Origin of the sequence: Demequina ureilytica (genome assembly GCF_048553575.1) — a bacterium.
In the GTDB taxonomy this organism is placed as follows: Bacteria; Actinomycetota; Actinomycetes; order Actinomycetales; family Demequinaceae; genus Demequina.
This window is the reverse complement of record NZ_JBLZIE010000001.1, coordinates 703282-725159: the sequence shown is the minus strand read 5'-3', so window position 1 is coordinate 725159 and position 21878 is coordinate 703282. Positions and strand designations below refer to the sequence as shown.

General features: G+C 68.8%; 21 protein-coding genes. 9 read left to right on the top strand and 12 right to left on the bottom strand.

The genetic code is table 11. From position 1 onward, the window contains the following. Window positions 1-52 precede the first annotated feature (52 nt). Entirely contained in the window at window positions 53-1501 is a 1449-nt protein-coding gene (locus tag ACNI3K_RS03220; protein WP_419390413.1) for a DHA2 family efflux MFS transporter permease subunit, read from the top strand. Window positions 1502-1535: 34 nt separating this feature from the next. On the opposite strand, the gene ACNI3K_RS03215 is transcribed toward ACNI3K_RS03220, so the two are convergent. The 6 genes from ACNI3K_RS03215 to ACNI3K_RS03190 all read right to left on the bottom strand — a co-directional run bounded on the left by ACNI3K_RS03215 (window position 1536) and on the right by ACNI3K_RS03190 (window position 8771). After that, window positions 1536-2297 (bottom strand): EAL domain-containing protein, encoded by a 762-nt coding sequence (locus ACNI3K_RS03215; protein WP_419390412.1) that lies wholly within the window; start codon window positions 2295-2297, stop codon window positions 1536-1538. 24 nt (window positions 2298-2321) lie between these two features. Next, window positions 2322-3464, bottom strand: coding sequence for an alanine racemase (locus ACNI3K_RS03210; protein WP_419390411.1), 1143 nt, complete (start codon window positions 3462-3464; stop codon window positions 2322-2324). Then, window positions 3461-4609: an N-acetyltransferase DgcN family protein gene (locus ACNI3K_RS03205; protein ID WP_419390410.1), complete on the bottom strand. Its 1149-nt coding sequence runs from the start codon at window positions 4607-4609 to the stop codon at window positions 3461-3463. The genes ACNI3K_RS03210 and ACNI3K_RS03205 overlap by 4 nt, the downstream gene beginning before the upstream one ends. Before the next feature lie 153 nt (window positions 4610-4762). Continuing rightward, window positions 4763-6418 carry an alpha-amylase family protein gene (locus ACNI3K_RS03200; RefSeq protein WP_419390409.1) on the bottom strand — a complete coding sequence of 552 codons (1656 nt, stop codon included), beginning with the start codon at window positions 6416-6418 and terminating at the stop codon, window positions 4763-4765. A gap of 218 nt (window positions 6419-6636) precedes the next feature. Beyond that, window positions 6637-7065 carry a cupin domain-containing protein gene (locus ACNI3K_RS03195; protein ID WP_419390408.1) on the bottom strand — a complete coding sequence of 143 codons (429 nt, stop codon included), beginning with the start codon at window positions 7063-7065 and terminating at the stop codon, window positions 6637-6639. A gap of 113 nt (window positions 7066-7178) precedes the next feature. Then, complete coding sequence (locus tag ACNI3K_RS03190) at window positions 7179-8771, bottom strand: ABC-F family ATP-binding cassette domain-containing protein (protein ID WP_419390407.1); 1593 nt, start codon at window positions 8769-8771, stop codon at window positions 7179-7181. Window positions 8772-8914: 143 nt separating this feature from the next. Here ACNI3K_RS03190 and ACNI3K_RS03185 point away from each other — a divergent pair, with 143 nt between their 5' ends. Then, window positions 8915-9502 (top strand): DUF6518 family protein, encoded by a 588-nt coding sequence (locus ACNI3K_RS03185; protein ID WP_419390406.1) that lies wholly within the window; start codon window positions 8915-8917, stop codon window positions 9500-9502. A 106-nt stretch (window positions 9503-9608) separates the two neighbouring features. Here ACNI3K_RS03185 and ACNI3K_RS03180 read toward each other — a convergent pair whose 3' ends face one another. The 4 genes from ACNI3K_RS03180 to ACNI3K_RS03165 form a co-directional block, all read right to left on the bottom strand. Next, a complete protein-coding gene (locus tag ACNI3K_RS03180; RefSeq protein ID WP_419390405.1) occupies window positions 9609-10580 on the bottom strand; it encodes an SRPBCC family protein in 972 nt (323 codons plus the stop codon). A gap of 22 nt (window positions 10581-10602) precedes the next feature. Continuing rightward, a complete protein-coding gene (locus ACNI3K_RS03175; RefSeq protein WP_419390404.1) occupies window positions 10603-10944 on the bottom strand; it encodes an ArsR/SmtB family transcription factor in 342 nt (113 codons plus the stop codon). Between the two features lie 66 nt (window positions 10945-11010). Next, window positions 11011-11685: a DsbA family oxidoreductase gene (locus tag ACNI3K_RS03170; protein ID WP_419390403.1), complete on the bottom strand. Its 675-nt coding sequence runs from the start codon at window positions 11683-11685 to the stop codon at window positions 11011-11013. Window positions 11686-11730: 45 nt separating this feature from the next. Continuing rightward, window positions 11731-13755, bottom strand: coding sequence for a GMC family oxidoreductase (locus ACNI3K_RS03165; RefSeq protein WP_419390402.1), 2025 nt, complete (start codon window positions 13753-13755; stop codon window positions 11731-11733). A 153-nt stretch (window positions 13756-13908) separates the two neighbouring features. Here ACNI3K_RS03165 and ACNI3K_RS03160 point away from each other — a divergent pair, with 153 nt between their 5' ends. From ACNI3K_RS03160 to ACNI3K_RS03130, 7 genes are all read left to right on the top strand, one after another. After that, window positions 13909-14325 carry a hypothetical protein gene (locus tag ACNI3K_RS03160; protein ID WP_419390401.1) on the top strand — a complete coding sequence of 139 codons (417 nt, stop codon included), beginning with the start codon at window positions 13909-13911 and terminating at the stop codon, window positions 14323-14325. Between the two features lie 5 nt (window positions 14326-14330). Continuing rightward, window positions 14331-14759 (top strand): hypothetical protein, encoded by a 429-nt coding sequence (locus ACNI3K_RS03155; protein WP_419390400.1) that lies wholly within the window; start codon window positions 14331-14333, stop codon window positions 14757-14759. Then, window positions 14756-15253 (top strand): hypothetical protein, encoded by a 498-nt coding sequence (locus ACNI3K_RS03150; RefSeq protein ID WP_419390399.1) that lies wholly within the window; start codon window positions 14756-14758, stop codon window positions 15251-15253. The genes ACNI3K_RS03155 and ACNI3K_RS03150 overlap by 4 nt, the downstream gene beginning before the upstream one ends. Further along, window positions 15253-15492: a helix-turn-helix transcriptional regulator gene (locus ACNI3K_RS03145; protein WP_419390398.1), complete on the top strand. Its 240-nt coding sequence runs from the start codon at window positions 15253-15255 to the stop codon at window positions 15490-15492. Before ACNI3K_RS03150 ends, ACNI3K_RS03145 begins: the two co-directional genes overlap by 1 nt. Before the next feature lie 164 nt (window positions 15493-15656). After that, window positions 15657-17855 carry an MMPL family transporter gene (locus ACNI3K_RS03140; RefSeq protein ID WP_419390397.1) on the top strand — a complete coding sequence of 733 codons (2199 nt, stop codon included), beginning with the start codon at window positions 15657-15659 and terminating at the stop codon, window positions 17853-17855. 78 nt (window positions 17856-17933) lie between these two features. Further along, window positions 17934-18935 (top strand): NAD(P)-dependent alcohol dehydrogenase, encoded by a 1002-nt coding sequence (locus ACNI3K_RS03135; RefSeq protein WP_419390396.1) that lies wholly within the window; start codon window positions 17934-17936, stop codon window positions 18933-18935. A gap of 108 nt (window positions 18936-19043) precedes the next feature. Beyond that, complete coding sequence (locus ACNI3K_RS03130) at window positions 19044-20369, top strand: MFS transporter (protein ID WP_419390395.1); 1326 nt, start codon at window positions 19044-19046, stop codon at window positions 20367-20369. A gap of 77 nt (window positions 20370-20446) precedes the next feature. On the opposite strand, the gene ACNI3K_RS03125 is transcribed toward ACNI3K_RS03130, so the two are convergent. Together ACNI3K_RS03125 and ACNI3K_RS03120 are read right to left on the bottom strand one after the other, a co-directional pair. Then, complete coding sequence (locus ACNI3K_RS03125; protein ID WP_419390394.1) at window positions 20447-20683, bottom strand: DUF6458 family protein; 237 nt, start codon at window positions 20681-20683, stop codon at window positions 20447-20449. A gap of 274 nt (window positions 20684-20957) precedes the next feature. After that, window positions 20958-21836, bottom strand: coding sequence for a hypothetical protein (locus ACNI3K_RS03120; RefSeq protein WP_419390393.1), 879 nt, complete (start codon window positions 21834-21836; stop codon window positions 20958-20960). Between the last annotated feature and the right edge of the window lie 42 nt (window positions 21837-21878).

The window sequence follows — 21878 nt, the reverse complement described above, 5'->3', positions numbered from 1 at the left end:
TATCCTGCGGAACTGTAGTAATCAGTCGATTACAACCCGAAGGAAGGTTCCCATGTCTCCGACCACCCGACGCGCGCCGCTCGCCCTCGTGATCCTCGCGGCGTCCTTGCCCATGTTCATGGCGATGCTCGACAACCTTGTCGTCACCAACGCTCTTCCCGTCCTTGCCGTCGAGCTGGATGCGTCCCTCGAGCAGTTGCAGTGGTTCATCAACGCCTACTCGCTCGCGTTCGCGTCCTTCATCCTCATGGCGGTGGCCCTCGGTGATCGGTGGGGCCGCCGCAGGGTCTTCATGTGGGGCGTGACGCTCTTCACCGTCGCCTCGATCCTCTGCGCACTCGCCACCACACCCGAGCTGTTGATCGGAGCGCGCGTCGTCCAGGGCATCGGCGCGGCAGCCCTGCTGCCGCTGTCCCTCGCCGTCCTGTCGACGAATGTCGAACCGCGTCAGCGTCCGCTCGCGATCGGCGTGTGGGGCGGTGTCGCCGGCCTGGGCGTCGCCCTCGGGCCCGTGATCGGCGGTGCAGTGGTCGAGGGCCTGAACTGGTCCGCGATCTTCTGGCTCAACGTGCCCGTCGGCTTGCTGGCGCTACCGCTGATCCGAATCGCGCTCGGCGAGACCTTCGGAGATCGGGTCCGCGCCGACCTCGGCGGTCTCGTGCTTGGCATGACGAGCGTGTTCGGAGTCGTCTTTGGAATCGTCCGCGGCAACGAGGCGGGCTGGACGAGTCCCCAGGTGCTCGCCGGCCTGATCGGCGGCGGCGTACTGCTCGCCGCCTTCGTGGTGTGGGAGCGCCGCACAGCCGCACCGCTCCTGCCGCTCGCACTGTTCCGCGACAGGTCCTTCACCGTCGCGAACGCCGTCGGCCTCACGTTCAGCTTGGGGATGTTCGGCGCGATCTTCATCCTCATCCAGTTCCTGCAGGTCGTCCAGGGACACTCCCCGCTGCGCGCCGGCGTGCTGACGATGCCGTGGACGCTGGCGCCGCTACTCATCGCCCCCATCACCGGCCTGCTCACCCCCCGCATCGGCACTCGCGCGCTGATCGTCACCGGGCTGGCGCTCCAATCCATCGGACTGGCATGGATCGCAGTCGTGATGGACCCGGCCACGACGTACCCCCAGTTCGTCCCTGCATTCATCCTGGCCGGCGTGGGCATGGCGCTCGTGTTCGCGCCCTCGGCCACCGCGGTGCTCGCGAACATGAGGGACGCGGACCACGCGAAGGCTTCAGGGACCAACTCGACCGTGAGGGAGATCGGCGTCGCACTCGGCATCGCGGTGCTCACGGCGGTCTTCACGGGGGCGGGCGGCACCTTCACGCCCGACGGCTACACCGACGCGGCGGTGCGCGCGGTGTGGGTGGGCGCCGGGGTGCTCGCCATCGCCACCGCGATCGGCACGCTGCTCCCGTCTCATGCCCGGGCCCAGGCAACGGCCGATGCGCGGGCGGAGGGCGGCGCTTCCCGCGAGCCAGCGCCGGCGATCGCTGCGCGCTAAGCAGACGCCGCGGGGCTTCGGCCCCGCGGCGTGCCTATTCGGGCCAGGCGATGCTCGGCAGCGCCTCGAGCTGAGGCTTGGCGAACAGGTAGCCCTGCATGTAGCGCACGCCCTGCGACCTGAACCACTGGTATTCCTCGTAGGTCTCGATTCCCTCCGCGACCAGCTCGATCTGGAGGTTGCGGCAGAGGTCGATGACTGCGCTCGCCAGGACCTGGCGCACCGGGTCCTTGTCGATGCCGCGCAACAAGCCCATGTCGAGTTTGATGACGGCTGGCTGGAACTCGGCGAGCAGGGACAGCCCCGCGTAGCCTGCGCCAAAGTCATCGATCGCGGTGAGGAAACCTCGGTCACGGTAGTCCGCGAGGATCCTCGTCAAGTGACCTTTCTCCACCATGTCCTCGGACTCCGTCACCTCGAACACAATGCGCTCGATCGGAAAGTCGAAACGCTCGGCCGCGGCCAGCGTCGCGCGAATGCATGCCGCCGGCTCATACACGGCATTGGGGAGGAAGTTGATGCTCAGCCGGCACTCAATTCCCAACCGTGCAGCCAATTCGATGGCCTTGGTGCGACACGCCTGGTCGAACCGGTAACGGTTGTCCTCCGTGACGCGACTAAGGATGCTCCACGCGCCGGCGCCGTCCGTGCCGCGCACGAGCGCCTCGTACGCCACCACGTGACGCTCTTGGATATCGACGATGGGCTGGAACGCCATGGTGAACTCGAACGGCAGTGCCTCGCCATTCTTACACTGGTCGCATTTCACCAGGTGTGTGCGCTCGAGAGTATGCATTCGCACACGATAGCCCGGCGCTTCCTAGAGCATGCTTTCCGCACGAGACGTGTGAGCAACCTCTCCCCGCTCGGTGGTGTCGCAGCGGGTCGGTGAGGAGTCGATCGTCAGCACCGCGACGAAGGGCGACGCCATGGCGCGCAGCAGCGCGGCATAGTCGACACCGAACCTCAGCTCGGTGCCGGCCGCCAGGACGGCAGCAGTCTCCAGCACCAGGTGGTCGCTCGTGGCCCCGAGCACAGTGACGCCCGCGGGCGCCGTCAGACCCTCGGGAACAATGTCCTGCCTGCCCAGCGCAACCAAGGTCTGGATGCGCCGCGCCCGGCCCCGGCGGACCGACGGCCGAGCGTCACCCATCTGCGCCGCGGTCGACGACACGCGACCCCAGGGCTCGGTGGGCTTCTCTCGCGACTCGATCACGGCACCCACGACGGCGAACGCGTCGCCTCGCAGGCCCTCGATCGGCGACAGCGTGAGCGGATCGACGCCGAGCAGGATCGCCTCGCCCACCCGCAGGTCGTTGACCGCCCCGGTCGATCCGCGACCGAACGCCCATGCCAGGTTCGAGGAGTTGCCGCCGCTCACCCGCAGGTCGGGAATGCCGAGCCGTGCGGAGACGAGCGCCGCCAACGTGGAGAGCTCCGCCATCTGCTCGGCACCGGGGATCACCCCGTTGAGGCATGCCAGGTTCGCGCCCAGTCCGTCCAGGGTCACGCCGCTGAGCGCCGCCACTTGACGCGCGCTGGTGAGGACCTCGTCGGGCATGATGCCTTCTCGCAGGTCGCCCAGTTCGACCATGAGCACAATGCCGTGGCTGCGACCCGCGGCGACCGCCGCACCCGCGAGGGCACGCACCACCGCCATGTCGCTCACGAGCGACGCATCGGCGGCAAGCACTGCTCTCGCAGCTTCGGCCGGAGCAGGAGAGCGCAGCAGTGTGAGGTGCGCGGTCACTCGCGCCCGACGCAGCCTCTCGAGGTTCTCGATGCGCGAGTCCGCGAGGCGAGCGACACCGCCGCGCAGCATCGCCCGCGCGACCTCGGGTGAGCCGAGCGCGGCCTTGGTCACGCCCGTCACCGAGATTCCGACCGGTCCCAGGCGCGTGACCAGGGATCGCGCATTGTGCTCGATGGCCGCGAGGTCGACCTCGATGCGCGGCGCGTTCACGACCGAACCGGCTCGCCCTCCGGCACCAGGGCCGGGTACGCCTGCAGCACCATGTTCGCCAGGTGCGCGGGGCCGTCCCAGAGCGGGTCAGCCGCGGGTACGCCCAGCTCGAACTCGTAGAGGGCGGCCGCCGCGGCCACTTCGGAGTGCTCCATGTTCTCGTGGTTGATCGCGAGCCCGATCACGCGGGTACGGCCAAAGAGCTCGATGAGCGCCAACTCGTCCCCCGCCTGCGGCATCGCCACATCGGGGTAGTCGCTCAGCATGGTGCGCCCAGGGGCATGCTGCAGGATCACCGCTTGCGGACGGCTGGCGCGCAGCACCACCGTCGAGCTCAGGTAGGCAGGGTGGCTGAGCGCGCCCTGGCCCTCGACGACAATGACCTGGGGACGTTCCGCCTCCCACGCGGCCACCACGGCGCCCTCAAGCTCGCCCACTCCGAACTGAGCGGGAATCGCGTCGAGCGCGACACCGTACTTGGCACCCTGCATCAGGCCCGTCTGGCCGGTCCCGACCATGACGGCGTGGACGCCGGCGTCGTTGAGGGCGGCGGTCAGCAGGGTGGCGGTGGTGCGCTTGCCGATCGCGCCGTCGGTGCCGAGAATCGCGATGCGCAGGCAGTCGACGCCGTCGATCGCACCGTCGAACATACGCAGGTCACGCGTGGGACGGGGGCGGCGAATGTCGTGGAGCCTCACTCCGGCACCGGACGCGCGTGCGGTCATCTCCGGGTCGTCCTCGAGGAACTCGTGCAGGCCAGACACGATGTCCATGCCAGCATCGATAGCCTCGAGCACGGCCGCGCGGTCTGCGGCGCTCATGAGCCCGGACAGCGGTGCGAGCCCGAAGATGAACACGTCAGCGGTCCGGGGCGTCGGCGAGCCATTCGCGAGCGCCGCCGTGAGCGAGCCCACGACCGGAATGCCAGCTGCGACATCGTCCAAAGCCACACCCGCATCGGCCCCATCCAACGTGCTGTCGATGACGGCCACGATCCGGTAGCGCTCGCTCGAGCGCACCAGGCCGTTGGCGGTCTTGCCATCGATCCGTGCGAAGTTGCCCTCGCAGTAGACGACGGCGGTGGGCCGCTCGTCCGCTGAGGCGGGGGCAGGCAGGGCAGAGACGGGGGGCGGGACGGGACGCATGACGAACCTCGAGTCGATGCTCGGAAGGAGGCGCCAGGGACGTTGCGGCCAGGCGGCCGGTGTCAACGAGAGGTCCCCACCAAGAAGGGGTGAGGGGCTATCTTACGCCCGATTCGTGCGTCCCGCTTCTGCCCCGTAGGAACGCCACAAGCTCTACGAACGCAGCCAACAGGAGCCGTAGCGCCCCAGCGAGACGGTGAGGGTCCCGTCCTCGGCGACCTCGATCGGCTCGGCCACGCCCGCGCCCGACACCAGCTCGTCGCGCAACTGGGTGCCCGGCTCAAGACCGGGCATCAACGTGACCTCGACGGGCCCGTCGCCCAGGTGGTGCACGGCTATCACCGAGTCGCCATCGAGGACTGCCTTGTGAGCGAGCACGCTCGGCTGAGCACTGGTCAGCCACTCGACGTCCCCAAAGCCAAAGTGGGGGTTGTCGCGACGCTTCGAGATCAGCATCGTCATGTAGGTCAGCAGCGAGTCGGGGTCGCCGCGCTGATCGGCCACGCTGATCTCGTCGGGCGAGTAGGGGTGGGCGGGCATCTGCCTGCGCAACTTGTCCGCATCCGCCGTCGTGAAGCCGCCTCCCGCACCCGGCTCCCACTGCATCGGCGTGCGCACCGATGAGCGGCCCGGAACGTCGAGGTTCTCCCCCATACCAATCTCCTCGCCGTAGAACAGCACGGGCGTACCGGGCAGCGAGAACAGCAGCGAGTAGACCATGCGAATGCGGTCCTGATCTCCGTCGAACATGCCGGGCAGGCGGCGACGCAGGCCACGGCCGAACACCTGCATGTCGGGCTCGGGCCCGAACGCCGCGAAGACCTCGTCGCGCTGATCATCGGTCAGCTGGTCGAGCGTCAGCTCGTCGTGGTTGCGCACGAACGTCGCCCAGCGCGTGTCGCGCGGAGGTAGCGGTCGTGACCTGAGCGCGTCGTCCAACGGGCCCGCGTCCTGCCGCGCGAGGGCCAGGTACATCGCCTGCATCCCAGGAAAGTCGAAGGACAGATCGAGCTCGTCCCCACCGTCTCCGAAGAATCGCATCAGGTCGTCGTAGGGGACGTTCACCTCGCCGAGCATGATCGCGTCTCCCGAACGCCGGGCCATGAAGGATCGGAGCGCCCTCATGTACGAGTGCGGGTCTGTCTCCCGCTCGGCGGCAAGCGTGTCGGCGGTGGACAACAGGTACGGCACGGCGTCGACGCGGAAGCCCGACAGCCCGAGCTCCATCCAGAAGCCCATCACCCGCGCGATCTCGTCGCGCACCTCGGGGTTCGAGATGTTCAGGTCGGGCTGGTGGCGATAGAAGTGGTGCAGGTAGTACTGACCGGTCGCCTCGTCCTGGCGCCACAGGCTGTCCTCCTGGTCCGGGAAGATCACGGCCCGCGGTGCGTCCTGCGGCGGCGACTCGCGCCACACGTACCAGTCGCGCTTGGGGCTGGTCAGCGAGGATCGCGACTCCTGGAACCAGGGGTGCTGGTCAGAGGTGTGGTTGACCACGAGATCCGCGATGACGCGAATGCCGTGGTGGCGCGCGGTACGCATCATCTCGACGAAGTCGCCGAGCGTGCCCAAGCGCGGGTCGACGGAGTAGTAGTCCGCGACGTCATAGCCGTCGTCGCGGTTGGGCGACGCGTAGAACGGCATGAGCCACAAACACGTGATCCCCAGGCTTGCGAGGTGCTCGATGCGCGAGGTGAGGCCGCGGAAGTCACCGATGCCGTCGCCGTTCGAGTCCTGGTAGGTCTCGACGTCCAGGCAGTACACCGTGGCGTTGCGCCACCACATGTCCGCCACGTCTGCCGGCCTCATGCGCTCTCCTCCATAGGCCGTACTTCCTCAAGGGTCGTGTGGTCATGGTGTGAGGTCATGTGAGGGCAACGGGACAACCCGCCTCGTTATGCCGCACCACCCCAGCGCCTCCCCCTGTCTGTAGGAAAGTTCTGTACACAGTTCGCGCTCGCAGGACGCCCTGTCGGAACACCACGTGCGCCGCGCAGATCAGACCGCTCAGCAGGCCGATGCGCCAGTTACCAGGGCATCGGGACATCCGTGATGCGCTCCGCATCATCAGGGAGGTGCGGCAGCACGCCACCATCTCCGCGAATGCAGAACCACGTGAGGGGCCCGTCGGACTCAGGGATGCAGCGCCAGGTGCGGCGCACCCCCTGGCCCACCCGGATCGCGGACCCGGGTCCGACGTCCACAACGTCGTCATCCAGCCCCATCTGCCCGGTGCCCGTCAGGAAGATGTACAGCTCCTCGTCCGAGGTATGCGTATGCCAATAGCCCGCCTCTTCCCCGGGTACCAGGGAATTGGCAGTGACGCCGATGAACTGCATCGGCAGCTCGTGGTCAAGGACGCGGCGCCCGTCGCGAGAACGGTCGGGCACGAAGCCGCCGAAGTGGTTGCGCCAGGACTCGAACGGGCCGAGGTCGATCCGCTGGTAATCGCTCATGGTGGCGAGTCTGGTCCCGACCGTGGTGGCCGGGCAAGCTCGGAGCCCGAGCTGCCGTGGACGAGTTCTTCCTACAGCACGCCCTGCGACGGCATTCCGTGTACAGAACCTTCCTACAGGGGGGTGTCGAGGAAGTCATCCTCGAGTCGCCACTCGCGGGTCGGGTCGAGCGCCTGCACGAATTGCGCGTCGTGACTCACGATGATGAGGGCACCCCTGAAGTCGCCAAGCGCCTCGAGCAGGTGGCGTCTCGAGGCGAAGTCGAGGTTGTTGGTGGGTTCGTCGAGCAGCAGCAGTTGCGGCGCCGGCCTCGCGAGCAGGGTGCACGCGAGCACCGCACGCAGCCGCTCGCCGCCGGACAGGGTGTCCGCGACGGCGTCCCCGGCTGCTCCGCGAAACAGAAACCGAGCCAGCGCTTCCCGCACCTCGTGTGGAGTCGCGCCCCGCGCCCGGGTGCGCACGTTGTCCACCACCGACGCCTGCGGATCGAGCACGTCCAGCCGCTGCGGCAGGTAGCCCACGGGCACCAGCGCCGATGCGGTCCCGGCTGACGGCGCCACCTCACCCAGGAGCGTGCGCAGCAGGGTGGTCTTGCCGCTCCCGTTGCGCCCGGCGAGCACGATGCGCTCGGGGCCTTGCACAGATGCGTCCACTCTGGTCCCGGTCGGGAGCACGCACGAGTCGAAGCGCGCGACGTCGCGCCGAGCCGGCACGTCGGTCTCCGCCAACTCGACACGAATCTCCTTGTCCTGGGCGGCGGCATCGGCTGCCTTGTCCAGGCGCGTCCGGGCGGCCCCCAGCCTCTCCTCGTGCACCTTGGTCGCGCGCGCCTGTGACTCCTGCGATGACCGCTTCTGGGCTCCCGCGACAATGGCCGGCAGCCCCGCCTGCTTGGCCTTGCGCGCTCCCTCGCGCTGTCGCCTGCCCGCGCCCTCGACCTGAGTGCGCAGCTCGCGGTGCTGGCGCGCCATCTGCGCGCGTGCACTGCGGAGATCGGCCTCGGCCCCAAAGCGCTCGGCTTCGAGCGCGGCCTCGTACGCATCGACGTTGCCCCCGAACCACCGGAGGCTTCCGCGGCGCAGCTCCCCGATCGCGTCGACACGGGCCAGCAGCGCCCGATCGTGGCTGACGATGAGGGTCGCCCCGCGGCGACTCGCGAGTGCGTCGATCACCCTCTCGGTCGCCTCGGCGTCGAGGTTGTTGGTCGGCTCGTCCAGTACCAGCACGTCCGGTCGCGAGTGCACGGCCGATGCGAGGGCCAGGAGAGTGACTTCGCCCCCCGAGAGCTCGCCGACGGTGCGGTCAAGGGTATCGGCCGGCAGCCCCAGCACTGCCAGGGTAGCTGCCGCGCTCTCTTCGACATCCCAATGGTCGCCGACTGTGTCGTAGTGAACCGGGTCGGTCGAGCCATGCTCGATGGAGCGAAGGGCCGCACGCACTGAGGTGAGCCCCATGACCGCGTCCGCCCGCGCATCGGCCTCGAGGGCGACGTCCTGGGGGACGTAGGCACGCGTTCCGGAGATGGAGACGACGCCCGAGCCCGGCGACAGCTCGCCCGCCAGCAGGCGTAACAGGGTGGACTTGCCGGATCCGTTGGCGCCGACGATGGCGGTGAGGCCGCTGCTCACCGAGCCGCTCGCGCCGGCAAGCACCGGCGCGCCGTCGGGCCATTGAAAGGTGAGGTGGGAGAAGGACAGGAAAGACATAGGTTCTCGCAATGCGTCTGGGTTGCGTGCGTGCGCGTAGCCAGACTTAAGCGTCTGGCGAACCTAGATCTTCATGTCGTGTGCGTCTCCCGGGCTGGATTCGATGGCCATCACCACCATAACCGCAGACCTATACTTTCGCCGTGCCCACCCGTGTAATCCTCGGCCCCGCCGCCGCGCTCATCGCAGGCGTAGTGATGTCCTTCGGCCAGACCTTCTCACCCGAGGTGCTCGCCCCTCTTTTCAACTCTGCGGCGCCAGTCGTCGCCCTCGCAGCGGCAGTTTCCCTGGCCGCGAGGTCAGCGTGGGCCCACGCGCTGCTCGGCGCTCTGGCGGGTCCGCTCGCGATGGTCGGTTACTTCGCCACCTCCGACCTGAGGGGATTCGGCGTGAGCATGGCGTGGGTCATCCTCTGGTGCACGGCTGGAGTCATCGCGGGCGCAGCGATGGGCTTTGCGGTGTGGACGCTACGCAACTCGAGTTCTTGGCAGATGCGTGCGGTCGCCGCGGCGGTGTTCCCGGGAGTGGCGATCGGGGAAGCAGCACACGGCTTGATCCGCGTCTCCGACACCACCCCCGTTGCGTACTGGTGGGCGGCGGTCGCCGTCGGCGTCAGCGTGCTGGCGTGGCTCTCGATCACGAAACTGCGCGACTGGAAGGCCGTGGTCGCGGCGTGCGTTGCGACGGGCGCCTTCGCCTACGCGCTGTTCTTCGTCTACGGCGCGCTCTAGGCGAGCTTCGGCTTCGCGTAGGCCACGACGGCACTCGCGTGGCCTTGCCCTGCTCTCACGCCGCGCTGCACTTGCGGCGCCACCACCCGGTGGGGGCCCGCCTCGCTCACACCAGCACCTCTTCTTCGAGCCGGGCGTAACTGGTCTCCATCCCGTCCGTCATGCCGGTCGCGAGCACCATGTCGCGCACCTGCGTGTTCGGGTAGGTGATGACCAGCGTCAGCAGCGTGTTGCCTTCGACGGGCGTGAGCGTCAGTTCGTTCACGCTGGGCTCCCCTTCGACGCCGATCATCGACTCTGTGGTCACCTCGCGAAACGGGGGGTCGGTTGCCAGCAACTCGCCCGTGAAGCCGAACCGGCCCTCGCCGTGTCCGTCCTCCCACTCGTAGCGATAGGTCTCGCCCACCGACGTGGCGACCTCGCATACCGGCATGGTCCAGCCATCCGGACCCAGCAGCCACCTCTTCATGAGTTCTGGCTCGTGGTGAGCGCTCCACACCTGCTCGACGCTGCCGCGGATCACGCGGGACACGCGCACCTGGGTGTCGGAGAGGATCTGAGCCTCGGCCGCCCGGCCGACCGCGAAAGACTCGAGGTCCGCCAGGACATCGTCGATCTGGCTCATGGCGGAGGTCATGCCCTCCTCCATGCCCATGCCGATCAGTTCTTCGAGAGCGTCGAGGGAGGGGAAGAACGTGGTGGTGATGAGCCGGGAGCCTTCGCCGGTCTCCTCGAACTGGAACGTCATCCGCATCGACGGCATGTCGGTGTTCTCGTTGCCGGAATCGTCGGCGAAGCCGTCCCGCACCTCGAAGGAGTATCCGGGATCGACGGCGAGGAACTCCCAGAAGCCGCCGGACCTCTCGCCGTCGGGCCCGGTCATGACGTAGTGCGACCACCCGCCCGGAAAGACATCGTGGCGGGTGAACGTCGCCGGCCAGTCGACCGGACCCCAGAATTTCTCGATCTGGCGGGGGTCGGTATAGGCCTCCCATAGGCGCTCGCGGGTGGCGGCGAAGTCGGCGATCACGGTCATCGTGAGCGCGTCGAGATCCTTGTTGACGGAGGTGATTGGCATGGCGGATCCTTCCTGCTGAGTGCTATTCGGGAGTGTCTGCGAGCAAGGCGTCGAGCCGCCCGATGCGCGCGCGCCAGATCTGCTCGTAAGCGTCCAGCAGCGCCTGCGCACGCCGGATCGCCTGAGGATTGCCGCGAACCTTGCGCTCGCGGCCGTGAGGATGCTTGGTCACCAGACCGGCTCCCTCCAGGATCGCGACGTGCTTCTGGACCGCCGCGAAGGACATCTCATACGCGTGTGCGAGCTCAGTCACCGAGGCCTCGCCTGCGAGGCTGCGGCGCACGATGTCGCGGCGCGTGGAATCGGCGAGGGCCCGGAAGATCCGGTCCACCTCGTCATCGGTGGGCTCAACTTCTACAACCATTTGGTTGTAGATTACGACCGGTCGATGCGCGTGTCAACAGATAGCGGCGAGTCAGGTCCGCGTGCGTCAGTTCGCGGACAGGCCCGTGGCGACGCGGTCGATGGCCTCGGCGTACTGCGCCGTCTCGACGCAACCGGGGATCGCGAGCCGTCCCCCCACCACCGTGAAGGGAACGCCGGTCGCGCCCAGCTCGCGCGCCTGAGCCTGGTCCGCGCGCACCCCCTCGGCGTAGGCCTCGCCCGCCAGCACCTGTGCCGCCCGGTCGCGATCCATGCCTGCCGATGCAGCGGCGTCGACGAGCGCGCCCGGCTCGGAAATGTCCACGGAGCCAGCGAAGTGTCCGCGCTGAATTGCCTCCCGCACCTCAAGGCCGATGCCGTCCGCCGCGGCGGCGGCGATCAGGCGGTGGGCGTCGAAGGTGTTCGCCGTCACGCGTTCCGACGAGTACGGCAGTCCCTCCGCGCGAGCGAGGTCCGCGACCCGGCGGTCCATCGCGGCGGCGTCCTGGGGCGACGCGCCAAACTTCCTTGCGAGCATGTCAAGTACGCGCTCAGGGTGCGAGTGAGAGGGGTCGAGCTCGAATGCGTGCACCGCCAGCTCCACCGGCACGGCGCCAGCGGCAGTGGCCGCGCGCAGGCGGGCCTCCCCCACGTAGCACCAGGGGCAGACGATGTCCGCCCATGTATCGATGCGTAGCGCGGTGGGTGCGGCAGCGTCCGTAGGTGCGGTGGTGTCGGTCATGCTCGGACCAACGCGCCAGGGCGGCGGCCGATTCCGGTGTGACGGTCACTCGGCGTAGGCATCGTCCGATTCCCCGACTCCGACGGCGGCGTCCATGATGCGGTACGCGTTGGCGATGACAGTGAGCACCGGGTTCACGCCGCCGTTGGTCACGTGCGCTGAAGCGTCGACCACCCTCACATTGGTGTGGCCCCAGACGCGGCCCCACGGGTCGAGCACGGAGGTCGCGGGGTCCGTCCCCATGCGGCACGTGCCTGCCTGGTGCTGGCCCACACTCGGTCCGTCGCCGGGGGCACGCATCGCCATCGGCACCACGGTGGTGGCCCCTGCGGACCGCAACCACTCCTCGGCACGCTCGGTGAGGAACCGCTGGGCCCGCAAGTCCTCGGCGTGCACCTCGCCCGCGAGCCGAGCGACGGGCATCCCCGCGTGATCGGTCACACGCGAGTCCAACGTGACCCGCGCTTCGGCCGTTGTCACCTCCTGGACGGGGCCCACCACCCGCTGCATGCGCGGCGCCAGTTCGCGCAGGCCGGCGATCATGCCGTCCCCCGCGTGCGGCAGCAGGCCCGCGTCCTGCAGGTACCCGAGCGCCGAGCCGGGGGTGGGCACGAACTCGTTCGCCAGCATCCCGCCTCCCACCAAGTCCGGGTTGCCGTGCCGGAAGTCGTTGGTGGCGATCTCTGGGCCCGGGCCGGTGCCGTCCTCGACCTGATCCGCGAAGATGCCGAGCGCACCCGCGTACACATGGGCCTGCAGATGTCGCCCCACCTGGTCGAAGTTGTTTCCCACCCCAGCGGGCTCGCCAGGGTGCCTGCTCGCCAGCAACAGCCGCGCCGTCTCGACCGCGCCGGCCGCCAGCACGATCTGTTCGGCGTCGACAGCCTCCTCCCAGCGGTCGGAGCCGTCTGCGCCGCGCAGAACCACGCCGGTCACCCGCCCCGTCCGGTCCGCCGTCAGGTGGACCGCCTGGGCAGCGCACACGATGGTGAGGCGTCCGGTCCGCGCGGCACGCCTGAGCGTCGTGTTCTGAGCCCCCGCCTTGGCCCCCACGGGGCACGCGAATCCTACGCACTGCGAACATCGCACGCACGCAGCGCGGCCGCGGTAGGGCTCGGAGTTGACGAGCAGCGGCACGGGCAGCGTCTCCCAGCCCAGGGCATCGGCGCCTTCCTTCAGCCGATGCGCGCCATGCGTGCGCGGCATCGGCGGCAGCGGGAACGGACTCGAGCGGGCACCCTCCGTCGCCGGGTCTCCCGGCGCTCCGGACACCCCCCACTCGAACTCCGCGTGCGCGTAGTACCGCTCCATGTCCTGGTACGTCACAGGCCAGTCCGCGAGCGCACTCCCGTCCGGCACGCCGTAGGTCGAGGCCATCAGGAAGTCCTCAGGGGCGAACCGCCAGGCCTGGCCTCCGTACACCCGCGTGCCGCCGCCGAGGGTCATGGCGTTGCTGCCCCACCGCGGATCCGCTGCGGAGACCACCGTGCCGTCGGCGAGCACCCGCGGGTTGCCCGGCGACGGCGGTCCAGTCAGAGCGTCGAGGCCGGCCTCCGCTCGCGGGTTGCGCAGGTGATCGCGGGCGAGCTCGTGCGTGGGCGGCACCCCGCCTCGCTCGACGACCAGAACATTGAGGCCCGCCTCCGCATACTCCTGAGCCGCGACCGAACCACCTGCCCCTGAGCCAATCACGATCGCGTCGTACTGCGGTCGCAGCCGGTCGCGGCCGACGACTGCCGCCAGCACCTCATCCGCGATGTCGGAGCTCTCCGGAACCGACATCGGGGCTGGACGCCAGTTCACGTCCCGCCACACGCGCGAATCGGCGAGGTGCACTCGGGCTGCCAAGCGCGCCAGCCACCGCACCTCCGGGTCCTTCTGGTGGGCGAGGGCGTCCGATGGCGCGATCCGCGCCGCGAGAGCGGCGAACCTTGCGGCCCCGTCGGGGTGGTCCACTTCGAGAATGGCAACGAGGGCGCGAACCGACGACGGCCCCGTGGACGCCGCGCTCACCTCGGGCGCGACGGCCGCTATCCAAGCAGCCAGCGTGTCCTCGTCGACCCTGGTCATACGGCCAGCCTACGGCGGCCACATGACGCCACTGTTTCGCGGAGACTGCCACCACCCATGCGCGATCCGCGCGAAGATGTCAAGAACTCTTGACACGGTGTCAGGCGGGGCTTACATTCATCATGTCAAACATTCTTAACACCGGAGATGGCCATGACCTTCGAACAGAAGACCCAATGGGCGTACGGCTTCGCGGCGTTGATCACCACGGCCGCCTACGTCGTGTGGCTGGCGGTGCAACTCGACAGCACCCCCGCCGCAGACGTCGACTACGTTCCGGCTCTGCTGTGGACACTCGGCGCATCGTTCCTGATCCACTCGGTGGGTCGGGGCATGGCATCCGGGGCCCGGCCCAAGAACCAGGTGACTGACGAGCGCGATCGCGAGGTCACGAGACGCGGCGACGCGCTCACGTTCGTCGTATTCTCCGCTCTCGCCGCCATCCCTCTGGTGCTCGGCATGCTCGAGGTTGACCCGTTCTGGATCACCAACGCCCTGTTCATCGCGTTCGCGATTGCAGCGGTGTTCGGAGTGGTCGTCAAGTCCGTGCTGTACGCGAAGGGGGCGTAACCGCCATGACCTTCGAGGAACGCAACACCATCGTGGGGCTCACGCTGAGCCTCGTCGTCGTCACCGCGTACTGGGCGATCGTGATCGTCCGCGCCGCGACGGACGAGCTCCCGTTCACCGAGGTCGCGTGGCGGGGCCCGCTGCTGTGGACCATGATCGTCGGCGGCGGCCTCTACGCCGTCATCTACGGCGCCACCCGGTGGCGAGTGCGCGGCCAACGCGTCACGGACGAGCGGGACGCCGAGGTTCTCAGGCACGGCGAGTCCGCGGGCGCGGGACTGACGGGCGTCGCGGTGCTGGCGGCGATCATCATGCTCACCCAGGGGGCGAGCGACTTCTGGGTCGCCCACGTGCTGTTCATCGGATCCTTCCTCGGCTCCCTCGTCGCTGCAGGCGTCACGATCGCCGGCTACCGCGAGGGAGTGCGCGCATGAACACGCACGAGCAACGCCTGCCCGAGGACGACGAACGCGCACCCATGACCATGGAGGAGCGTGCGGTCTGGGTCTACCTCGTCGTGTTCGTCGCCACCTCGGTGGCGTACTTCGTCGTGGTGGTTCCGCGCGCGCTCAGCCAGCCCATCGACGAGGTGTCGTGGGTGGTGCCGATGCTGTGGGCCATCGGCATCTCCATCGGCGGCACCATCGTCGGCTCGATCCTCGCCGCCGTCGGCAGTGCGATCGGCCTCGCGGCGCGCGGCCGCAACCCGGAACTCGAGCTGGGCTCGGACGAGCGAGACAAGCAGATCGAGCGCCTGGGCAACCGGGCCACCGCCACCGTCGTGTCCACCGGCATGCTCGCAGTCCTCGTGCTCGCGATGATCGACGCGAACACCTTCTGGATCGGCAACGCCGCCTTCCTGTCCGGCTTCGTGGGCGCTCTCGTCGAGGCGTTCGTGAAGATCCGGGCGTACCGGAGGGGCTTCTGATGGGCCGCTCCGACAGAGTCACCAACACCAAGGTCACCAACTCCATCCGCGCACTGCGGTTTGCGCACGGGGAACTGACCCAGGCCGAGCTGGCGGAGCGCATCGGCGTCACCCGTCAGACGGTCATCGCCATCGAGCAGGGGCGGTACTCGCCGTCCCTCGAGATGGCCTTCCAGATCGCGCGGGCCTTCTCCGTGCCGCTCGATGAAGTCTTCCAGTACCCAGACGCGCCCGACTAGAACCCCCACCCACCCACACGGTTCGGCTGCCACAGGCACCCGACCTCTACTCCGCTCACCCAAAAACTGAGCACACCCAGAAGACAAGCATCACCACTGATCGCATCGTTCGTGCCGGCGCCGATGCGCTCATCAATCCACCACACCTATCTCAGGAGAAGAACATGTCCACATCGATCGGACTCACCGGGCGCATCGCCCGTGCGTCCGCGCGCCGGCCTTGGCTCACCATCGGCGCGTGGCTCACCATCCTCGTCGCGGCGGCGATTCTCGCCGGCAGCGTCGGCAACTACGTCAACTCCATTCAGAAGAACCTGGTCACCACCGAGGCCAACGAGGCGGAGGCGCTTGACGCCCAGCTCCGCCAGACGGTCGACGGTCAAGAGGTCTACTCCGAAACCGTCATCATCACCTCCGACTCGCACCGCTTTGGAGAACCCCCCTTCGACGCGGCGATCGCCAGCGCTGCTGCAGCGGTGCAGGGCGTCGACGGAGTCACGGCGGTCACCGCGCCCGTCGAGGGCGCTCCCGTCGCGCAGAACGGCGCCTCAGCGATGATCACCTTCCACACCACGGCCGATGCCGGGGTGGTCACCGCGGCGGTCGACGCCGTCGCGGCGCTTGAGCACGAGGGCGTCGAGACCTTTGTCTATGGGCGCGAGTCGTCGAACCTCGCGTTCTCGGAGCTCGCGGCTGAGGAGCTCGCACGCAGCGAGGTGTTCGGCCTTATCGCCGCGCTCGTGATCCTGGTGGTGGTGTTCGGCGCGCTGGTGGCGGCCGGCCTGCCGCTGCTGGTCGCGATCGTGTCGATCATCACCGCGACCGGCACGGGTGCCGTCGTAGCGCGCGTGCTCGACGCCAATGGAGTGCCCATGTCTGACTCGATGACGATCTTCATCGCGATGCTGGGCCTCGCGCTGGGCATCGACTACTCGCTGCTCACGGTTCAGCGCTTTCGCGAAGAGCTTGCAGGCGGCGCCTCCGTGATGGACGCCATCACCACCACTGGCGCCACCGCCAACCGTGCGGTGCTGTTCTCGGGTGCCACCGTCGTGGTCGCCCTGGGCGGGCTGCTGGTCGTGCCGCTCAACACCTTCCTCGGCATCGGCGTGGGCGTCATGGCGGTGGCCCTCGCCTCGGTCGCGGCCACGCTGTTCCTGATGCCCGCAGTGCTGCGCCTGGTCGGTCACCGGGTGAACAAGGGGCGCGTCCCGACTGCCCACCCGGGCATGGCGTCGGCTCGCTGGCGACGTCTCGCCACGCGCGTCGTGAAGCGTCCGGCATGGGCCGCTGCGGTGGGAGCGGGGCTGCTGCTCCTGATCGCCTCGCCAGTGCTGGGAGTGACCTTCGCCAATCCTGGACCGGACTCGCTCCCCGAGGACTTCGTGGCGCACCGCGCCAACGACGTGTACGTCGAGGACTTCGGATGGACGGACACTCAGACCGTCGTGTCGATCGAGGGCGCGGCAGCAGCATCGGCGCAGGTGGGGGAGCTCGCGAGCGCGATCGAGGAGGACTCGGCTTTCGAGGGCACCACCGTGGACTGGCGTGGCGACGTCGCGTTCATCGACACGCACGACCTGTTCGACGCGAGTGAAGCGCAAGCGGTGCAGGCGATCGAGCGCTTGCGCGAGACGCTGATTCCCGCCGCGCTCGCGGGCACTGGAGCAGAGGCGAGCGTGGGCGGCACGCGCGCCTACGTCATGGACGAGGCGGCTCTGCTCACCTCCGCCGCCCCGTGGGCGGTCGCGATCATCCTGGGCGTCAGCTTTGTGCTGCTGCTGCTGATGTTCCGCTCTGTGGTGCTGCCCCTCAAGGCGATCGTGATGAACCTGCTCGGCACGCTCGCCACATTCGGTGCCTTGGTGGCGGTCTACCAGTGGGGTTGGGGCAGTGTGCTGGGACTGCCAGACCTGGACGGGATCTCGCCCTACATGCCGGTGATGATCTTCGCGCTGGTGTTCGGGCTGTCCATGGACTACCACGTCTTCCTGCTGAGCCGTGTGAAAGAGCACTACGACGCACACGGCAACACCAAGGCGGCCGTCATCGAAGGGGTGACCCGCACCGGTCCGCTCATCACCGGGGCGGCGCTGATCATGGTCGCGGTGTTCAGCGGCTTCGCGGCGGCCAGCATCCCCGAGCTGTCGCAATGGGGGTTCGGTCTCGCCCTCGGCGTCTTGATCGACGCCACCATCATCCGTGTGCTCCTGGTGCCCGCCGCCATGGTCTGGCTCGACAAGGCCAACTGGTATCTGCCCGCGTGGCTGGAGTGGCTGCCCAGGATCACCCATGAGCCGACCGGGGAGCCATCTGCGGCACCGTCGGTCCTAGAGGACGACCGCGAGCCGGCACTCGCGTGAGTCCCCGGGCGGGGGCCGCGTGTCATCTCAGCGGCCCCCGCCCACCTCAACTTCTCACCACGACTCAGAAAGATGATCATGAAGACCGCAATGTCCACCATGAACGCGATAGCGCACGATCGCTATGGAGAGGCCGACGCCCTCGCTCCGGTCACCCTCCCCGTGCCGTCCCCCGGACCCCGGGACGTGCTGGTCGAGGTCGAGGCGGCCGCCCTCAACCCGGCCGACGTCTTCAAGATGCGCGGCCAGCCGCGAGTGCTGCGGCTCGCGGGCGGCCTCACCCGGCCCACAGTGCGAGTGCGGGGATCGGACATGGCGGGCACGGTGGTCGCCGTTGGCGCCGAGGTCACGCACTGGCGGGCGGGCGACAGGGTGTTCGGCGAGGCTCGATCGGGCTCTCTCGCCGAGTACGCGCTCGCTCGGGACGATCGCGTCGCCCGGATACCTGACGCAGTGACGCCCGCGGATGCCGCGGCCTCGGTTATGGCCGCCCTCGCGGCTCGCGACGGGCTTGCCGCCGCGGGCATCGCGCCCGGGGCCGATGCGACGGGCAAGCGCGTGCTCGTCATCGGGGCATCGGGAGGGATCGGCTCGTTCGCGGTGCAGCTCGCCAAGCATGCGGGTGCCCACGTGACCGGAGTGTGCTCGGGGCGCAACGCCGATGCCGTCCGCGCCCTCGGGGCGGACGGGGTGGTGGACTACACCCGCGAGTCCGTCACCGACCTGCCCGCGTGGTTCGACGTGATCTTCGACAACGTGGGCGCGGTGCCCATGGAGGAGCTCCACGCCCTCACGAGCCCCACGGGAATGGTGCTCCCCAACAGCGGCCTGGCCGGTGCCGACGGCGGACCGCTCATGAAGGTCCTACGGGCGAACGCGCGGCGGTTCCTGCTGCGTCGGCGGTACCGCACGTTCCTGTCCATGCCGTCGACGGCGGCCCTCGCCGAGATCGCGGGTGCGCTGGCGGACGGGACGCTATCGCCGCTGGTGGACGCAGTGCTACCGCTCGCGCGCGGCTCGGAGGCGATGTCGCGCGTCGCGTCGGGACACGCGCGGGGAAAGGTCGTGGTGGTCGTATGAGGGCCGTGCCCGCCGAGCACGCCGCAGGGAAGCCAGTGCTGACGATCGTCTGAGCCCCCGCCCGACGTAAGTTAGTGACATGCCCCGCCCGCACATCGGCCGCCTTCCATGAACCGCACGTTCGCGTCGTTGGCCTACGTCAACTACCGCCTGTGGTTCGCGGGTGCGCTGGTGTCCAACGTGGGCACGTGGATGCAGCGCGTCGCGCAGGACTGGCTCGTGCTGACGGTCCTCACTCAGGACTCCGGGGTGGCGGTCGGCGTCGTGACAGCGCTCCAGTTCCTCCCGTTCCTGATCTTGGGCCCGTGGGCAGGGGTGCTCGCCGACCGGGTGAACCAGCGGCTGCTGCTGATCGCGACTCAGGGCGCCGCTGCGATGCTCGGCCTCGGCCTGGGCGCCCTGGTCCTGCTCGGCCAGGCCCAGCTGTGGCACGTGTACGCGTTCGCCTTCGGGCTAGGGATAGTCAGTGCGCTGGATGTCCCGGTGCGACAGACGTTCGTCGCATCGCTCGTGCCACCGGACGGGCTGACCAACGCGGTGGGGCTCAACAGCGCCTCGTTCAACGCCGCGCGACTGATCGGCCCCGGCATCGCGGGACTGACCGTCGCATGGATCGGCATCGGCTGGGTGTTCGTGGTCAACGGTTTGACGTTCATCGCAACCATCGTGGCGCTGCTGCTCATGCGCGCGTCCGAACTCGTGCCGCTGGAGCGGGCGCCGCGCAGTCCCGGGCAGATCAAGGAGGGGCTCCGATACGTGCGGGGGCGCCCCGACGTGATTGTGGTGATGATCGTGGTCTCCGTGGTGGCAGCGTTCGGCTTGAACTTCCAGATGACGAGCGCGCTGATGGCGCGCATCGAGTTCGATCGCGGTCCCGAGGACTACGGCCTGATGGGCTCGGTGCTGGCGATCGGCTCCCTTGCGGGTGCGCTGCTCGCCGCGAGACGCAGCCAGGTGAGACTGCGACTCATCTTCGGGTCGGCGCTGGGGTTCGGCGTGTCAAGCGTCGCGATGGCGCTGATGCCATCGTACGAGCTCTACCTCGTCGCCTCGGTCGCCGTGGGATTCTCGGCGCTCACCATGCTGACGTCGGCGAATGCGGCGATCCAGACCAGCACCTCGGCGCACATGCGGGGCCGGGTCATGGCGCTGTACTCGATGATCCTGCTGGGCTCCACGCCGTTCGGGTCGCCGCTGGTCGGGTGGATCGGGGACGCGAATCCCCGCTGGGCCATCGGGGTAGGCGCGATCGCCGCGATTGCGGTGGCGCTGGGCGCGACGGTGTGGTCAGTGCGCTACTGGAACCTCGAGGTGACCTATCACCGGCATCGGCCGCTACTCGAGTTCACCTATCCCTCACAGTCCAACTCCCGCGAGGACGCGGTGCTGAGGCTGCGCGCCCAGCAGATCGAGGACGCCAGCGGTCAGCCCTAGGCTGTCCGGGCAGGCTGCTCCAGACGCACCGCGGGCCGCGACCATGCCGGTCGCGGCCCGTGGTGTCTGGTCCGGGGTTAGGGCTGACCGTCGATGTTGCGGCGGTGCTCGTCGACGGGCTGCTCCCTTACCTCGCGGTGCGTGGTGTTGGCACGCTGGCGATTCAAGATGAGCGAAATGATGATGCCGATCGCGCCGGCGATCATGAGGATGATCCCTACGAGCTGGAGATCGACTGCCTCGACGCTCTCGTTGAGCGCGAAAGCCATGATCGCGCCGAGGGCGATCAGGAAAATGCCGGATCCGATAGCCATTGGTACTGCACCTCCCGAGTGGGCGATGCCGCTCCTCGCACGAAGCGACGGGGACCCTCCCCGGGCGACACCTGCACCATGCCCAACCTTCCCCACACCGGCACTATTCCCTAGCCTCCCGTGCATCGGAGATCTACCAGCGAATATTCGCTGCTCGTCGAGCGGCACGAGTTCGCGCAGCCGATCGCCTGGCCGCGCTGGCCAGGGCGGCGTGTGCCGCGTCACCGTTCCGACGAACCAGGGACTCCCGTCACCACATCGCTCACCCGGCGGGTCACCGCTGCTGCCCACCGATGCCGTCCGAGCCGTTGCGCGCCCCGCACTCGTCGAACAGCGCCTGGAGTGCGGCGCGCATCGCGCCGTCGGCCTGGTACTCCGCCGTGATGGATTCGCCGGACACCTCGTACGACGCCCGGAACACGAACGTCTTCTTGGACTCGGCGAAGGCGTGGGCGTCGCAGCGCGCGGCGGTGATGGTGACGGGCACCGCAGCACGCTCCTGGTTGGAATCGAACATCACCGGCAGTGCGCCGGGGTCCGGGACGAGGCGGAAGATCACGTTGCCCGACAACTCGGTCAGCGTCACTGCGGCATCCGACGAGCCCCGCTGCAGCACCACCGAGGTGTCGATGGCGTCGCCGCGCCTGATGGGAGCCGCGAAGGACGGGGCCGCAGCGTCCGTGGCAATCCGCTGCCGGCATTCCGACTTGTTGATCTCCGCGAGCGTCTGGTCGTCGAGCGCCACCTCGTACTCCGCCACCTCCACGCCTTCGTACGCGCGCACCTCGACGATCGCGACCGACGCGCCGGTGCCGGCGGGGCACAGGACGGGGCCCAGCGGCACCCGCAGTCGCGACACCCAGCCGGGTTCGAGCAGCACGTTGGTAGGCACCGTGCCGGACGGGCCGAAGTACGGCGAGTTCAGCGCGACCGACACCACGATTCCGCGGCGGTCGCCGGGTGTCTCGATCTGCACCTCAACCGTGCGGTCTGCCTGGAGAATCCGCGGGAAAGCCGTGCCGCCCGTGGCAGAGACGGGGGGAGGTGGCACGTCGACGCTGGGCGACGGCGACGGCGAGGTGGGCGGGCCTTGGCACGCCGCGACGGCGATCACGCACACGACCGCCCCCGCATCCCGCTTCAACCCCCCCATGAGGACATTGTGCCCGCAAACCGCATCCGCGCATCGGGAAGG

Excerpts from the sequence above, each read along its gene's own strand:
- ACNI3K_RS03135 (WP_419390396.1), top strand. The coding sequence starts at position 17,934 with ATGAAGACCGCAATGTCCACCATGAACGCGATAGCGCACGATCGCTAT.
- ACNI3K_RS03180 (WP_419390405.1), bottom strand. The coding sequence starts at position 10,580 with ATGCCAATCACCTCCGTCAACAAGGATCTCGACGCGCTCACGATGACC.
- ACNI3K_RS03170 (WP_419390403.1), bottom strand. The coding sequence starts at position 11,685 with ATGACCGACACCACCGCACCTACGGACGCTGCCGCACCCACCGCGCTA.
- ACNI3K_RS03165 (WP_419390402.1), bottom strand. The coding sequence starts at position 13,755 with ATGACCAGGGTCGACGAGGACACGCTGGCTGCTTGGATAGCGGCCGTC.
- ACNI3K_RS03195 (WP_419390408.1), bottom strand. The coding sequence starts at position 7,065 with ATGAGCGATTACCAGCGGATCGACCTCGGCCCGTTCGAGTCCTGGCGC.
- ACNI3K_RS03200 (WP_419390409.1), bottom strand. The coding sequence starts at position 6,418 with ATGAGGCCGGCAGACGTGGCGGACATGTGGTGGCGCAACGCCACGGTG.
- ACNI3K_RS03160 (WP_419390401.1), top strand. The coding sequence starts at position 13,909 with ATGACCTTCGAACAGAAGACCCAATGGGCGTACGGCTTCGCGGCGTTG.
- ACNI3K_RS03220 (WP_419390413.1), top strand. The coding sequence starts at position 53 with ATGTCTCCGACCACCCGACGCGCGCCGCTCGCCCTCGTGATCCTCGCG.
- ACNI3K_RS03190 (WP_419390407.1), bottom strand. The coding sequence starts at position 8,771 with ATGTCTTTCCTGTCCTTCTCCCACCTCACCTTTCAATGGCCCGACGGC.
- ACNI3K_RS03215 (WP_419390412.1), bottom strand. The coding sequence starts at position 2,297 with ATGCATACTCTCGAGCGCACACACCTGGTGAAATGCGACCAGTGTAAG.
- ACNI3K_RS03205 (WP_419390410.1), bottom strand. The coding sequence starts at position 4,609 with ATGCGTCCCGTCCCGCCCCCCGTCTCTGCCCTGCCTGCCCCCGCCTCA.
- ACNI3K_RS03140 (WP_419390397.1), top strand. The coding sequence starts at position 15,657 with ATGTCCACATCGATCGGACTCACCGGGCGCATCGCCCGTGCGTCCGCG.
- ACNI3K_RS03145 (WP_419390398.1), top strand. The coding sequence starts at position 15,253 with ATGGGCCGCTCCGACAGAGTCACCAACACCAAGGTCACCAACTCCATC.
- ACNI3K_RS03130 (WP_419390395.1), top strand. The coding sequence starts at position 19,044 with ATGAACCGCACGTTCGCGTCGTTGGCCTACGTCAACTACCGCCTGTGG.
- ACNI3K_RS03150 (WP_419390399.1), top strand. The coding sequence starts at position 14,756 with ATGAACACGCACGAGCAACGCCTGCCCGAGGACGACGAACGCGCACCC.
- ACNI3K_RS03125 (WP_419390394.1), bottom strand. The coding sequence starts at position 20,683 with ATGGCTATCGGATCCGGCATTTTCCTGATCGCCCTCGGCGCGATCATG.
- ACNI3K_RS03120 (WP_419390393.1), bottom strand. The coding sequence starts at position 21,836 with ATGGGGGGGTTGAAGCGGGATGCGGGGGCGGTCGTGTGCGTGATCGCC.
- ACNI3K_RS03175 (WP_419390404.1), bottom strand. The coding sequence starts at position 10,944 with ATGGTTGTAGAAGTTGAGCCCACCGATGACGAGGTGGACCGGATCTTC.
- ACNI3K_RS03155 (WP_419390400.1), top strand. The coding sequence starts at position 14,331 with ATGACCTTCGAGGAACGCAACACCATCGTGGGGCTCACGCTGAGCCTC.